Source organism: Micromonospora rifamycinica (assembly GCF_900090265.1).
Lineage (GTDB): Bacteria > Actinomycetota > Actinomycetes > Mycobacteriales > Micromonosporaceae > Micromonospora > Micromonospora rifamycinica.
Window position 1 is genome coordinate 5,987,777 of record NZ_LT607752.1, and the last position, 13,297, is coordinate 6,001,073.

Genomic DNA, 13,297 nt, shown 5'->3' on the forward strand with positions numbered 1-13,297 from the left:
CGGCATCGGGGGCGGTAGCTCAGCGGGTTAGAGCAGGGGACTCATAATCCCTCGGTCGCGGGTTCGAACCCCGCCCGCCCCACCAGCGAGAACGCTGGATCGGCGATTTTCGCGTGGGGCTGTTCGTGGGGTGAGCGCGGCACGGTCTGTCCCCGTGGGGACAGCGAACGGGCGTGCGGAGCGGCAGCGAGGCGAGATCGAGGAGCTGCCCAGCGGCTCATTGCGGGCGAAGCGCTACGCGGGCATCGACCCATCACCACAAGGTGGCACTACCTGACCGAGGTGATCCGCAGATGCCAACGTCGTGAGGCGAATCAACCAGTTGAGCTGGGGAAACGCATGTCTATCTTGCTAGACTGAGTGCGTCTAGCACGCTAGACTGCCGGCATGAAGCGGGCCGACCTCATCATGAAGATCGGCAAAGCTGCCGCGAACGCCGGCATCGGCTTCGACCTCATACGCGAGGGTTCCCACCACAGCATCTACCGCTACGGCAGCCAGCACGTCGTCATACCGCGACATAGGGAGATCAACGAACTGACCGCGCGAGGTATTCTGCGCGACCTCGGCCTGAGGTAGAAGGGACTGACGCCGATGACGAAGTACACCGCCGTATGCGTGCGTTCGGGGAAGTGGTGGTCAATCAGCGTCCCCGAGCTGCGTGGTGTTCACTCGCAGGCGCGCAGGCTCGACCAGGTTGAGGACATGGCTCGGGAAGCTGTCGCCCTGATGCTCGACGTGTCGCCGCGCAGCTTCGAGGTTGAGGTTCGACCCGAAGTCTCGGCCGAGGTAGCAGCGGCCCGACAGGCGCGGGCCAAGCTGGTGGAGGCTGAGCGGTCGGCGGAGAGGGCAACGGTTGACGCGGCGAAGACGCTGCTGGAACAGGGTTACACGGTGCGGGATGCCGGGAGTCTGCTGGGCATCTCTCCGCAACGGGTCTCGCAACTGACGTCACCGCTTCGGCAGGTGAGGCGGGCCGGTCGGAGCCCTCAGACGGCGCGGTCAGCGGCACGGAAGCGTAAGGCTGTTTCCTGATTTGTGCCACCGGTAGGCCGGCCATCGGCCAGTAGTCGGATCCGGAAACGCCGAACTGCCGGCCGAACAGCAGATCCCCGGATCCGCCGCCCGACCCGAACCGGGTCGGGCGGCGGTCCACCTCCGGAGGTGACAGTCCACCTCCGGAGGTGGGTCGCGCCGGTCAGGCGACCGTGCAGGCGGCGCCGTTGAGGGTGAACGAGGAGGGCTTGGCGGTGTTGCCGGTGTGGTTGGCCTGGAATCCGATGTCGACCGAACCGCCGGCCGGGATGGCGGCGTTGTAGCTGGCGTTCCGGGCCGTCACCTGCCCGGACGAGGGCGCGTAGGAGGCGTTCCAGCCGGAGGTGATGGTCTGCCCGCCGGGCAGGGTGAAGACCAGGGACCAGCCGCTGACGGCGCTGGCACCGGTGTTGGTGATGGTGATGCTCTCGGTCAGCCCGGAGTTCCAGGCGTTGACGGTCGCGGTGACCCGGCAGGCCCCGGAGGCCGGCGGCGTGGTCGGCGGCGGGGTGGTGACCGGCGGCGTGGTCGGCGGCGGCGTGGTGACCGGCGGCGTGGTGACCGGGGGCGTGGTCGGCACCGGCGGGGTGGTCACCGGCGGCGTGGTGGGCGTCGGGTTGGTCAGGCCGAAGAACTGGAGGGCGACGGCGGCCATCCCGCCCGAGGGCAGGCTGTGCCCCGCCCCCTGGACGCTGTACGCCTCGACCAGGACGTTACCGCTGGCGTCGGCGTACCGGCGGCGGTTCCAGTTGGCCTGCGGGGTGTCGGTGGAGGTGGGGGTCTGGCTCAGCCCGAACACGTTGGTCCACTGCTCGATGGTCTCCTGGAGCAGGGAGTACGGCACCAGCGTGTCGGCGGTGCCGTGCCAGAGCTGCACCTTCGGGCGGGGACCGGAGTAGCCGGGGTACGCCTGTTGCCGGACCGCGTCACCCCACTGCTGCGGGGTGCGGTTCATGGTGCCGTTGGTGCACTTGCTGGCGCCGGGCGGGTAGTCGGCCGCGTTGGCGAAGCAGTTGTAGGGAACCCCCATGAACGCGGCGCCGGCGGCGAACACGTCAGGGTAGAGCGCCAGCATGTGGTTGGTCATCATGCCGCCGGACGAGCTGCCGGTGGCGTACACCCGACGGGGGTCGCCGCCGTACTGTCGCTGGGCATAGTTGATCATCGAGACGATCGACACCGGGTCGCTGCCGCCGCCGCGCCGCTTCGCGGCGTCCGACCAGGTGTCGAAGCAGTTGCCGAAGCCGGCCTGCTGCATCGCGGACGGGTAGATCACGATGTATCCGTACCGGTCGGCCAGCGAGGCGAACTCGCTGCTGGAGTAGAAGCCCGGCCCGGTGCCGCCGCAGCCGTGCATGGCCACCACGACCGCCGGGTTGGCCGGGCGGGTGTCCGGCACGTAGATGTGCATCCGCATCCGGCCGGGGTTGTCGCCGAAGTTGGTCACCTCGACCAACGACGCGGCGTACGCCGGTTGGAGCGTCGGTATCACCAGGGCCGCCGCCGCCAGCGTCGCCACCAGTGGCGCCGCCAGGGCGAGCAGCATCTTCCGTCTGATCTTCATGGGCGTGACTCCCTCACAGGTCGAGATCGGCCGCGCGCCCCTGCGGCACGGGTGCGCCCGGTTGCCCGTGTCGTTCGCGCCGGCCTGTTACCGCTGGCATGCCCTGCCCCGGCCCAGGTGGCATTGCATGGCACTTAGTGTTCTCCTCGGCCCGACAAGTGTCAATCGAATGACCTCGATACACTGGGCGGTCGTCGAGGTCGCCCCGGATCCACCCTGGACCCGCGTCCCGGTAGGCGTGCCCGGCGGTGCCGTCTACAGTCGGTGCCACCGTCACCGAGCCGAGCCCGGAGCGTCCCCGTGCCACACCCGTTCGACATCGAGGAGATCTTTCCCGACGACGGGGACCACCCGGTACGGCTGCCCCGCCGGCAGGCCGGCAACTCGCCGCAGGGTGTCGCGGTGACCCTGCTGGCCGACTACACGCTGCGGACCCGGGCCTGGCTGCCGTCCGCCGCCATCGTCGCGCTGCTCGCCGAGTCGCACGTCAGCCTCGCCGGGGCGCGGACCGTGATCAGTCGGCTGGCCCGCCGGGGCGTCCTGGAGGGCAGCCGGCAGGGACGGCGCAGCTCGTACCGGCTCAGCCGGTCCGCCGCCGTCAGCCTCTCGGTCGGCGGGAGCTGGGTGATGGCGGCCACCACCACGACCCAGGCATGGGACGAGTGCTGGACGCTGGTCGCGTTCTCGCTGCCCCAGGAGCGCAGCGCGCAGCGGCGGGCGCTGCGCGGGCAGCTCCGCTGGCTGGGCTACGCGCCGCTGTACGACGGGCTGTGGATCTCGCCGCACGAGCTGACCCCGAAGGCGCGGGCCCAGCTCACCCAGCTCCACCTCGGGGCGGTCACCGTGTTCCGCGGTCGCCGGGTCGACCTCGACGCGGTCGCCGGCCGTGACCCGCTCGACGCCTGGGACGTCGCGGCGGTCGCCGAGCAGTACGAGAGCTTCCTGCGGCGGTGGCGACCGCTCCTGCCACGGATCGCCGCCGGCCAGGTCGACGGCGCGGAGGCGGTCCGGGCCCGGACCGAGGTGATGGACACCTTCCGTCGGTTCCCCACCCTCGACCCGCAGCTACCGCTGCGGCTGCTGCCCGCCGGCTGGCTGCGCGGCCCGGCCCGGGAGACCTTCGCCGCCGTCTACGACGGACTCGCCGACACCGCAGAGCGGCACGTCCGGGCCGTCGTGGCACGGTTCGCCGACGGTACGCACGCCGACGTCCGGGCGCACACCACCGCCGACCTCCTCGCCGGCCTCTCCGCCACCGAACCCCGGGGTGCCGCGCCCGCGGCCACCGACCTGGCCGAGTCGTCCCCGTCGTACTGACCCGGCCCCGCTCTAGAGCTTCAGCCCCTCGACGGTGCCCAGGTCGTACCAGGTGAGGGAGAACTCGCTGCCGGAGGGCGGGACGACCGGGAACACGCCCCAGCTCTCCAGGACCGCACCGGAGCGCAGGGTGAAGTCCTCACCGGGCCGCTGCGAGGTGCAGTACGTGTCGACCGGGTAGACCTGCTTTCCACCGGCCAGCGTGAGACGCGACGACCGGAGATCCGCGGCCGGTTCCGGGCAGCTCAGCGACCATCCGTTGGCCGCACTGCTCTGGTAGCGCAGTCGTACCCGCAGCTTTCCCTCCGTGGTCACCTCCAGGCCGGTGACGGTCGCTCTGTTCGCTCCGTCGTCGTAGAGGAGGCGACTCGTCGGCCGGAGGCCGGTGCCCGCCGACTGCGGGGCGGCTGTGCTCCCCTCTGCGGCGGGGTCGGCCCCGCCGGTCGTCGGGGCAGGGCTCCCGGAGGCCGGCGGCGCGGAGTCGGAGAGGGCGTCCGCGACGGATGACCCGAGGTCCGGGTCCGTGGAACCTGGCTCCGGCCCGCCGAACTTCAGCCAGGCCAGCACGGCGGCGCCGAGCACCGCGACGACGACGCCGACAATCACCTCGACCAGGTGCTTCCGCAACATCGATGATCCCTTACTGCCGGTGGACAGGCGCCCTCCACGCTAGGCGTCAGCAGCAAACCTGGCCACCGGGCGGACACCCGCGCGCCGTTCCCGGCCGGCTGGGACCGGGCTGGATCGGGTGCACGGACCGCCCGTCCGGGCTCACCGGCGGCGGGCCCGGTCCAGCACCTCCTCGGCGGTGAGCGGGCTGCGGGGATGGTGGCTCAGGCACAACGGTGCCTGGAGTTTGGTGAACTCGCTTCCCTCGACGGTGGCGTAGAATTGTCCTGCTCGCAGCCGGGCGACATCGCTGATCTCGCTGCCCTTGGCCCGGGCCAGTTCCTTCGCCGCGTCGATCTGGGCAGGGCTGTTCAGCAGGCCGAAGAACTGGGTCGCCGCGTTTCCGGGGATCTGGTTGTGTAGACCCTTTGGTGCCTGGGTTGCGAAGACTAGGCCGAGCCCGTACTTGCGGGCCTGCGATGCCAGCGCGAGCGTACTCTGGGTGCAGGCGGTCAACGCCCCGGACGGGGCCAGGGTCTGCGCCTCGTCCATCACGAACAGCCCGCCGAGCGGCCGGTCTCCCGCCGGATTCCGCTTGATCCAGGCAAAGAGCGACAGCTGGAGCTGATTGACGAAACTCTGGCGTTGTTGATCATCGGGTAGGCCGACGAAGCTGATCACCGACACCCGGGCACGTCGGCCCGGTGGAGGAGTCAGGAGCACACCCGGGTCTACCGGTGCGCCGGTGCCGCCGAACAGCGGGTCATTGACCATTGCCGCAGTCAGCAACTGAGCCATGTTCGCGCCCAGCCGAGGTGCGTCGTCCAACAGGCTGACACCATCCGGGAGCGCATTGAGCAAGCCGATGAAACCCCGTAACTCGCTGGCTCCGGTCCGCGCGTAGCTCCTGAGTGCTTCGCGTAGCACGGCCCGGCCCAGCCTGGCCTTGTCCGTCCCGCCGTCCACCCGGGCATGCGGGGCGAGCGAGGCCACAGCGGCGTCCACACCAGCGGCGAATGCATCCGGGTCGTCAAGGATGTCGGCGAAGTTGGGCAGCGGCTGAAAGGTCAGTGGTCGTCCACCCGTCAGGCGGGGAGTCCACACGGTCACCTCGGTCTGTGCGAGGTAGGCCGCTGCCCGCTCGGTGTCCGCGTTCTCCCATGCGTCGGGTGGAGTGGGCCATCGGTCGCCGAGTCGGGCGAGGTCGTTGTTCGGGTCGAGCACGATCGAGGAGACCCCCCGCAGGGCGCACTCCTCGACCAACCGCCGGATCAGCACTGTCTTGCCCGAGCCTGACCCGGCGAAGATGGCGACGTGCCGTCGCAACACCTCCAGATCAATGTCCACGGGCGTGCCGTTTGTGACCATCCGCCCGATCGGCAGGGCCGCACCCGGAGTTGGGGAGACAGCTGATGCTGGAAGGTCATTGCCGTCGGAACGCCCTGCCCCGGGCGGCATCGTCGTTTCGGACCGGCCGGCCGCCTCGGACGGTCCCACCACCGCTGGTGGACCGACCGGTTCGGCAGCGGCGGCCGCCCTCGACGAGGCGGCGTCGGGTGGGACGGTGACATCGGCGAACGCTTGGCGGAAAATGACCACCTCATCGGCCGGGCAGCGGGTGATGAACCACTCCCGGAGGCCCTCCAGCCCGAACTCGCCGATCAGATCACGCAACGCCATGAGCCGGACCACATCCGGTTCATCGAAGGGCAGTGTTCTTCCCCCGGCGTCCTGGAACGCCTTGATGACTTCCTGGGTGCGGGTTCCCGGCGACCATGCAGGCGTGCGGAGCAGGAACAGCCGGCGTTCCGACACTCCGGCGGTGAGCCCTGCGGTGGTGACGGCGTTCCGGATCCGGTTCAGGGCGGCGATGTGGTGTGGTGCGCGGACAGCGCGGAACGACCAGTGCTCCTGGCGTTCGGTCTCCTCGTCGACATTACGCCGCAGCCGCGCATGGAGTGCGGGCTTACCGCCGGCGCGAGGGTCGATGCTGAACGGTCGTGTGGTCGGGCCTTGCGCGGCGATCCAGGCAGTGAGACCGGCCGTGAGTAGTTCGGGTACTACCGCGTCCTCGGTCTCCGGTCGCAGCGCCGAGGAAGGATCCACCTGCGCCAGCAATTCAGCGAACCGGCTGTCGATCCGGCTCGGGTCCCCTTGACCCGCTATCGGTCCGGAGGTCTCGTCAACGGTCCGAACCGGTGCCCGTGCTGCGCCCGCGGACTCCGTCAGGTGTGCCAGCTCATGGACCTCGCCACCGGACAGGCAGGCTCGGATGTGTGCGTCGACCGTGCGGAGCAACTCACGCGGGGTGAAGTCCACCGCCTCGTCGAAGGCGCCCGGCAACACCGGCCAGGTGTCGTACGGCGGAGTGAAGTCCACCTCCGCGAAGCAGCGGGCGAATCGCCGAGCGACCAGATCGCGGGCGACCTCTGCGGAGGGGAGCCCATCGAGCTGGATGGCCTCCCGGAACCGGTCCTGGACCGTGTCTGTCGCCTCATTCTTGATCTTTGCCCACACCTGGGGAAGGCAGGAGACCACCGACAGCGACCGGCGGGTGTGCTCCCGCAGCGCCATCAGCCCACCGGCGATCTGCTCCAGCAACAACGTCGCCTGCCAGCGGGCCTGCTCGTCGTGAGCCTGCATCTTCTCCGACTGGTTGACCAGGATGTCGATCTGGTCGACGGCGATGACCGTCGGTCCGGTCAGGGCCAGGAGGCGGGACACGTCCCGAACGACCTCCTGGGCGGACCTCTTCCCTCGCCGCATGCCCCAAGCCGCCCGCTGGCCGGACTCCTCCTCGTCGTTCGAGCAGAGGAACTCGTAACCGATGTCCTGAAGTCGCGGATTCTCCGCAGCCTGGAGGACGAGGGCGCGGATGGTGTCCTGGCACTCCATTCCAACCTGACGGTCGAGCTTGCGGATCAGGTCGACGAAGGCATCGAGATTCGGTCGGGTCAGCTCGGTGTCCCCGATCACCGCCCGACGGACCGCCCGGGGTGCGCTGACCTGCTCCGCAAGTCGGCGCAGGAAGGTTCTGAGCTGGGTCTCCCCGCTGGGTAGCTCGCGGAAGAAACCGTCGAGGACGGACAGCGCCGTGCTGCGCCAGAACGCGCTTGCCTCCAGCAGGCTCACCAGGAAGAAATAGCCGCCCTCCGCATGCACCTGCTCCCTGACCGCGCCCAACAGATGGGTCTTGCCGGTGCCGCGAATACCGAGGATGGCGAAGCCGATCGGACTGGAGTCGCCGGACTTGCTCGCCTCGGCGACCCCGCCGAGAACCTGGCGCAGGATGCCGTCATGCAGCGCCGGGACGTGTACGTCGGTCAGCGGTTGCCAGACATCGTCCGGCGTGGGAGCCCAATCGAAACGGAGCGCCGTCAATGCGCGCTGGTGCGCCTCGTCCATCACGAGGTGATGGAGATCAGGTGCCGGTCCTGGTTTCCGATGCGGACTGCCGCGGCGCGGTCCTCGGCGGTGAGATCCCCCTGCTGGGAGTTGGGGATAATCTGTACGCCCGGTTCCCGGTTCATCCGGACGAGGGTGGCATCGATCTGGCTCTTGAGCGCGGTGCGCAGTTGGGTGAGGGGGAGCAACTCCCCGCTCTGCGCCACCGTTCCGTACGCCTCGCGGATGGCGGATGCCACGTCGAGCCGCGTGGTGGTGGAGGGCTCAGCCTGGGCCGGAGCCAAGGTGGCGTCGCTGGCGGCGAACCGTAGGGTGAACAACTCGGATGGCGCGACCTCCAAGTGGTCGAGGAGGCTGCGGAGGAATCCCAGTGCGATATAGAGCGCACCGCCGGCCGCGCCGGCCCGGGGCGGAACACTCCCGCCCAACTCTTCAATCGCCTGACCCCACCCTTTCTCGGTGAGTTCCAGGACGAGCGGCTTCTCGGTGACGGCGATGAATCCGCGATCGCGCAGATCATCGCGGTATGGTCGGCTCAGGCTGATGCCGGCGACGTTTCGGAGATAGGTGTTCGGCACAGCGCTGCCTTTGATCATCAGGGTGATCAGAACGAACCGCTGGACGGATGACAGCTCTGCGCCGGCCATGCGGACGCTCCTTCGGGCAGGGAACACGGTTTTTGTCGAAGTCGACAAGCCGAGGGTTGCTCGGCACCTCGCCGATTCTGCACACGGTGTGGGGACCGCGCAAGCTCCACGAATAGCTGCCGATATCCGACAGCTGACCGCTGCCTGGACAGAAAAACCGCTGCTCACCAGGTGTTTGGCAAGTCGAGAGGGAGGCATGAGCGGGGCTTGTGGGCGGGGCTTGTGCGCTATGGTCGGCGATCTGTCCTGGTTGCTGCGGCCGGCCCGGCGTGCTGCCGACTGCCTGCCGATCCGCCCGCTCCGAGGCTGCGTGCGGATGAGCGACGAGAGGTGACGTAGGTGTCCTCCGAGGTTGTCAGTTACGAGTTGGCCGATACGTCGACGGTGCGGTTCGAGATCGAGCCGGTCGCGGGGTTCCAGCCCGCTGGAGTAGGGGACATCGCCGGTTGCGTGAAGGACGCCGCGGGCCAGGCGATCGAGGCTGCCCGCGAAGTGCTTGAGCAGGTCAGGTCCCTCGCCCCCGATGGGGTCGATGTCAAGTTCGGTATCAAGGTGACCGGCACCACGAACTGGTTGGTGGCCAAAGCGGCCACCGAGGGCAATTTTGAGATCACCCTCTCCTGGCGGCCGGGAAGCCCGTTGGCCGTCGCCGATCGGGCGGAGGGCTGAGAGCGGTGCCGCGATGACCGCGCCGGTGGACCCCTGGGCCGTCGCCCTCCACATCGGTGGGCGGAGCATGCAACCGCCGATTGGCTCCGGAGTGGTGATCGACACCAATCTCGTGCTGGCCTGCGAGCACGTGGTGTGCCGCAACGGTGAACTGCGGGACGATCTGTGGGTGTCGTTCCCCAGGGCCGCAGGGGTCGGCTACTGGGACCGGCGACAGGTGGGTCAGTGTCTGCACAACGGCAGGGTGGACAAGAATGTCGACCTGGTCCTGCTGGAACTCGTCGAGCCGGTACCCGCATCGGTCATCCCCGCGAGGCTGCGGTGTCTGACCTCGAAGGAACTGCTGGAAAAGCCGTGGTGGGCGTATGGCTTCCCGGCGCATACCGAGGGCGGTCGTTCCGCCCAGGGGACGATCCGCTCCGAAGGGGGATGGGGGCGGGTCCACCTGGTGCCCGACTCCGGCACCGAAGTGGTCGGTGGTTTCAGCGGGGCAGGACTCTGGTCCCCCGACTACCACGCAGTCGTGGGCGTCATCATCGAGGCGGCCGGCCAGACGGGCGACGGGCACGCGCTCACCCTTGCCCACGCCGAGGAACAGTTGCCGGAGTTCAAGCTCTCCGCGTTCGCCGCCTGGCGGGTCGAGGATGCGGGTGACTCCGCCCTCGCTGCCTGGGGCTGGTCGCTCAGCAGCGATGAGGAGGCGGGGCGGCACTGGTCACCCCGGGCGCGTGGGGTGGCGTCCAACACCGAGGGAGGATCGCGCTTTCGTGGTCGTACCGTGGCGCTGCGCCGGCTGGTCGACTGGCTCGACCAGCCGCTTGCCGCCGGTCGGCCCCTGGTCGTCACGGGATCACCCGGGGTCGGAAAGTCGGCGGTGCTGGGTCGGATCGTGACCACTGCGGACTCCAGCTTCCGGGCCATGTCCCGCGCCGACGACACGGCGGAGCGGGCGACCATCGGCTCGGTCTCCTGCGCAGTACACGTCAAGGGCAAGACGGCCTTGGAGGTGGCGACGGAGATAGCCCGGGCAGCAGCCGTGGCGCTGCCCGCAGCCCCGGTGGACCTGGTACCCGCTCTGCGGGACCGGTTGGCGTTGCATCAGGACCGCTTCACCCTGGTGGTCGACGCGCTTGACGAGGCGGTCGCGCCGCAACACGCGAGGAGCCTGATCAGCGACGTGCTCGCCCCGCTCGCCCGGACAGGCGGCGTGCAGGTCGTCGTCGGGATGCGGCGGGCCGACAGCCGTGGGGACCTGCTCACTGACTTCGGGAGCGACGTGGAGATCGTCGACCTGGACGCACCCGAGTTCTTCGCCGAGACAGACCTTGCCGACTACGCTCAGGCCACGCTCCAACTCCTCGGGGCGGAACGTCCTGACAACCCGTACCGGGATGCCAAAGTCGCGGCACCGGTCGCCCGCCGGATCGCTAGCCTGGCCAACGGGAACTTCCTGATTGCCGGACTGATCGCCCGTGCCCGTGCCCTGCGGGACACCGAGGCCGTCGCGCCGCACCGGGTCGACTTCACCGCCACGGTGGCGGACGCCCTTGACACCTACGTGGCGGGGCTGCCACCGATCGGTGTGTTGCCGGCCCGGTTGGCGCTCACCGTGCTCGCCTACGCCGAGACGCCGGGCCTGCCGATCGCTCTGTGGCAGGCAGGGACCGAGGCGCTCGGTGGGGTGGTGAGTGGATCCCAGCTCACCGAGTTCGCCCGGACGTCGGCGGCGAACTTCCTGGTTGAGTCGGGCGGTGCCGGCAGCCCCACTTACCGCCTGTTCCACCAGGCCCTCAACGAGGCGCTACTGGCCAACCGGGAGGAGGTGGGCATTCGGTTGTCCGACGAACAGCGGCTCGTGCGGACCTGGATGACTCTGGGTCGTTCGGGTGGCTGGGAGGCCGCTCCTGAGTACCTGCTCCGTTCGTTGCCCCAGCACGCGGCGCACATCGGCCTGGTGGACGAACTGCTGACCGACGACGGCTATCTGCGGCACACCCACCTCGACCGGCTGATGCCGTTCGCCGAGGCGGCAACCGGCACGTCGGCGCGAGCCCGCGCCCAACTGCTGTTGCGTACCCCTGCCGCACTGGCCGCCCGTCCCACTGAGCGGGCCGCCCTCTGGTCGGTGGTCGATCGGCTCGACCAACTCGGTGGAGAGGTGCCCGCGGACGATGCCCCGTACTTCGCCCGCTGGGCGAACACCCCCGCGCGCACCGAGCGCACCGTGCTCGAAGGGCACTCCCAGGCGGTACACGACGTGTGCGCGGTGCCGGTAGGCGGCCGTCACCTGTTGGCCTCGGTGGGGGAGGACGGCACCGTCCGGCTTTGGGACCCACTGACCAACCAGAGCGAGTACGCCTTCGACTGCCACGACGACTGCGTCCGGGCCGTTCATGCGGTGCACCTCGGCAACGAAGCACTTGTTGCCACGGGAAGCCACGACGGCACCGTCGCCCTCTGGGATCCGCTCACCGGGCTGCGCTCGCACGAACTGCGTGGGCACCAGGACTGGGTCCGCAACCTGTGCACCGTACAGACAGTGGACGGCCCGCTGCTTGCCTCGGCAAGCGATGACCGCACGGTCCGGCTGTGGGATCCCGTCACCGGAACCTTGCGCCACCTCCTGACCGGCCACCGGGGTTGGGTGACCGCCGTGACCGAGGTGCCGGTGGCGACGGGGTCGCTTCTCGCCTCCACCGGATTCGACGGAACGATCCGGCTCTGGAACCCGGTGACCGGCCGGCAGGTGCGGGTACTGGGCGGCCATGGCGGCTGGGTCACCACCCTGTGCGCGGTGCGCTCCTCCGGACGGGTGCTGCTGGCCTCGGCCGGCTACGACGGGGTGGTACGGCTGTGGAATCCATTCGACGGTGAGCTGGTCGATGAGTTCTCGGTTGGCGGCAGTCCCCTCACCGACCTCTGCACGGTCGACGGTGACGACAGGTGCCTGCTCGTTGCCACGGGGGAGGACGGTGTGATCCGGCTCTGGGATGCCGGCACCGGCCGGCACGAGAACAGCCTGCGCGGGCAATCCGACTGGATCCGGGCCGTCTGCGAGGTCCCGATGGCGGATCGGAAGCTGATCGCTACGGCTGGTGATGACGGCATGGTGCGACTGTGGGATCCCCGCAGCTTGGCCGCCGCCCCGGTGGTCAGCGGCGGGTGGTCCGGACCGGTCACCGCCGTCTGCGCGGTACCGACAGCCGGTGAGGCGCTCGTCGCCTCGGCCGGTCTGGACGGCTCTGTGCGGCTCTGGTCGCCGGTCGACGGCAGTTCCCGGGGGGAACCGCTGACTACGGGTGGCGAGGGCGCGATTCATGATCTGTGCGTCATCGATGACGAACCTCAGCAACTGGCTGCCGCCTACGAAAACCATTTCGTACAGCTCTGGGAAGTCGACTCAGGCCAGGCTGGCTGCCGAATGGCAGAGCACTACGGCGCGGTCAACGCGGTTCGGGCCATCCACACGGCGGCCGGGATGACCATGGTTTCAGCCGGGGAGGACGTGACCCTCCGGCTGTGGCATCCCTTGCGGGGCCTCATCCGTAATCGACTCACCGGGCACAGCGACTGGGTGACCGCACTGGCGGTCGTCGAGTCGGCGGGGGTCCAGATGCTCGCCTCGGGCGACAAGAGCGGCGTCGTACGGCTCTGGAGCGACGACGGGAGCCAGCGGTGGCAGCAACTCGCCCACCACGACGCGGTCACCGCACTGGGCGCGGTGCCCCTTGACGACCGGGTGTACCTCGCGTCAGCCAGCGCTGATCGGACCGTTGGGCTCTGGGACTGCACGGACGGCCGCCGGCTGCATGCTCTCATCGGACACACCGGTCAGGTCACCGGTGTATGCACGGTTCCGGTCGGCCAGCGGACCCTGCTGGCGTCCACCAGCCGTGACCGGACGGTACGGCTCTGGGATCCGGGTACCGGTCGTGCTGTGCTGACGATTCCGGTTCATCACCCTGCGTTGACCTGCTGCTATGTTGACGACACGCTGGTGGTGGGGCTCGATCGAGGGCTGCTGGCACTGACGATTCGGCCCTGAGGCACT

At 69.3% G+C, this 13,297-nt stretch carries 9 protein-coding genes and 1 tRNA gene; 6 read left to right on the forward strand and 4 right to left on the reverse strand.

The features are described 5' to 3' along the window. Window positions 1–8: 8 nt before the first annotated feature. From GA0070623_RS25375 to GA0070623_RS25385, 3 genes are all read left to right on the forward strand, one after another. Window positions 9–85: transfer RNA gene (locus GA0070623_RS25375), tRNA-Ile, on the forward strand. 302 nt (window positions 86–387) lie between these two features. Next, complete coding sequence (locus GA0070623_RS25380; RefSeq protein ID WP_067306743.1) at window positions 388–579, forward strand: type II toxin-antitoxin system HicA family toxin; 192 nt, start codon at window positions 388–390, stop codon at window positions 577–579. A 15-nt stretch (window positions 580–594) separates the two neighbouring features. After that, on the forward strand, window positions 595–1,035 hold the full coding sequence (locus GA0070623_RS25385; protein ID WP_067306747.1) for a type II toxin-antitoxin system HicB family antitoxin: 441 nt from the start codon (window positions 595–597) through the stop codon (window positions 1,033–1,035). 163 nt (window positions 1,036–1,198) lie between these two features. Here the strand turns inward: GA0070623_RS25385 and GA0070623_RS25390 are convergent, their stop codons facing one another. After that, the gene (locus tag GA0070623_RS25390; RefSeq protein ID WP_067306750.1) at window positions 1,199–2,599 is read right to left on the reverse strand and encodes an extracellular catalytic domain type 1 short-chain-length polyhydroxyalkanoate depolymerase; all 1,401 of its coding nucleotides are present in this window, start codon (window positions 2,597–2,599) and stop codon (window positions 1,199–1,201) included. Between the two features lie 300 nt (window positions 2,600–2,899). Between GA0070623_RS25390 and GA0070623_RS25395 the strand changes: the two genes are divergently transcribed. After that, on the forward strand, window positions 2,900–3,916 hold the full coding sequence (locus tag GA0070623_RS25395) for a PaaX family transcriptional regulator (RefSeq protein ID WP_067306753.1): 1,017 nt from the start codon (window positions 2,900–2,902) through the stop codon (window positions 3,914–3,916). A 12-nt stretch (window positions 3,917–3,928) separates the two neighbouring features. On the opposite strand, the gene GA0070623_RS25400 is transcribed toward GA0070623_RS25395, so the two are convergent. The 3 genes from GA0070623_RS25400 to GA0070623_RS25410 form a co-directional block, all read right to left on the reverse strand. Then, window positions 3,929–4,546 carry a hypothetical protein gene (locus GA0070623_RS25400; protein ID WP_067306756.1) on the reverse strand — a complete coding sequence of 206 codons (618 nt, stop codon included), beginning with the start codon at window positions 4,544–4,546 and terminating at the stop codon, window positions 3,929–3,931. A 141-nt stretch (window positions 4,547–4,687) separates the two neighbouring features. Then, on the reverse strand, window positions 4,688–7,930 hold the full coding sequence (locus GA0070623_RS25405; RefSeq protein ID WP_067306832.1) for an ATP-binding protein: 3,243 nt from the start codon (window positions 7,928–7,930) through the stop codon (window positions 4,688–4,690). Then, complete coding sequence (locus GA0070623_RS25410; protein WP_089004180.1) at window positions 7,930–8,577, reverse strand: hypothetical protein; 648 nt, start codon at window positions 8,575–8,577, stop codon at window positions 7,930–7,932. Before GA0070623_RS25410 ends, GA0070623_RS25405 begins: the two co-directional genes overlap by 1 nt. 339 nt (window positions 8,578–8,916) lie before the next feature. On the opposite strand from GA0070623_RS25410, the gene GA0070623_RS25415 reads away from it, so the two are divergent. Then, window positions 8,917–9,246, forward strand: coding sequence for a CU044_2847 family protein (locus GA0070623_RS25415; protein WP_067306763.1), 330 nt, complete (start codon window positions 8,917–8,919; stop codon window positions 9,244–9,246). A 13-nt stretch (window positions 9,247–9,259) separates the two neighbouring features. Continuing rightward, the gene (locus GA0070623_RS25420; RefSeq protein ID WP_089004181.1) at window positions 9,260–13,291 is read left to right on the forward strand and encodes a trypsin-like peptidase domain-containing protein; all 4,032 of its coding nucleotides are present in this window, start codon (window positions 9,260–9,262) and stop codon (window positions 13,289–13,291) included. The last annotated feature ends 6 nt before the right edge of the window (window positions 13,292–13,297 follow it).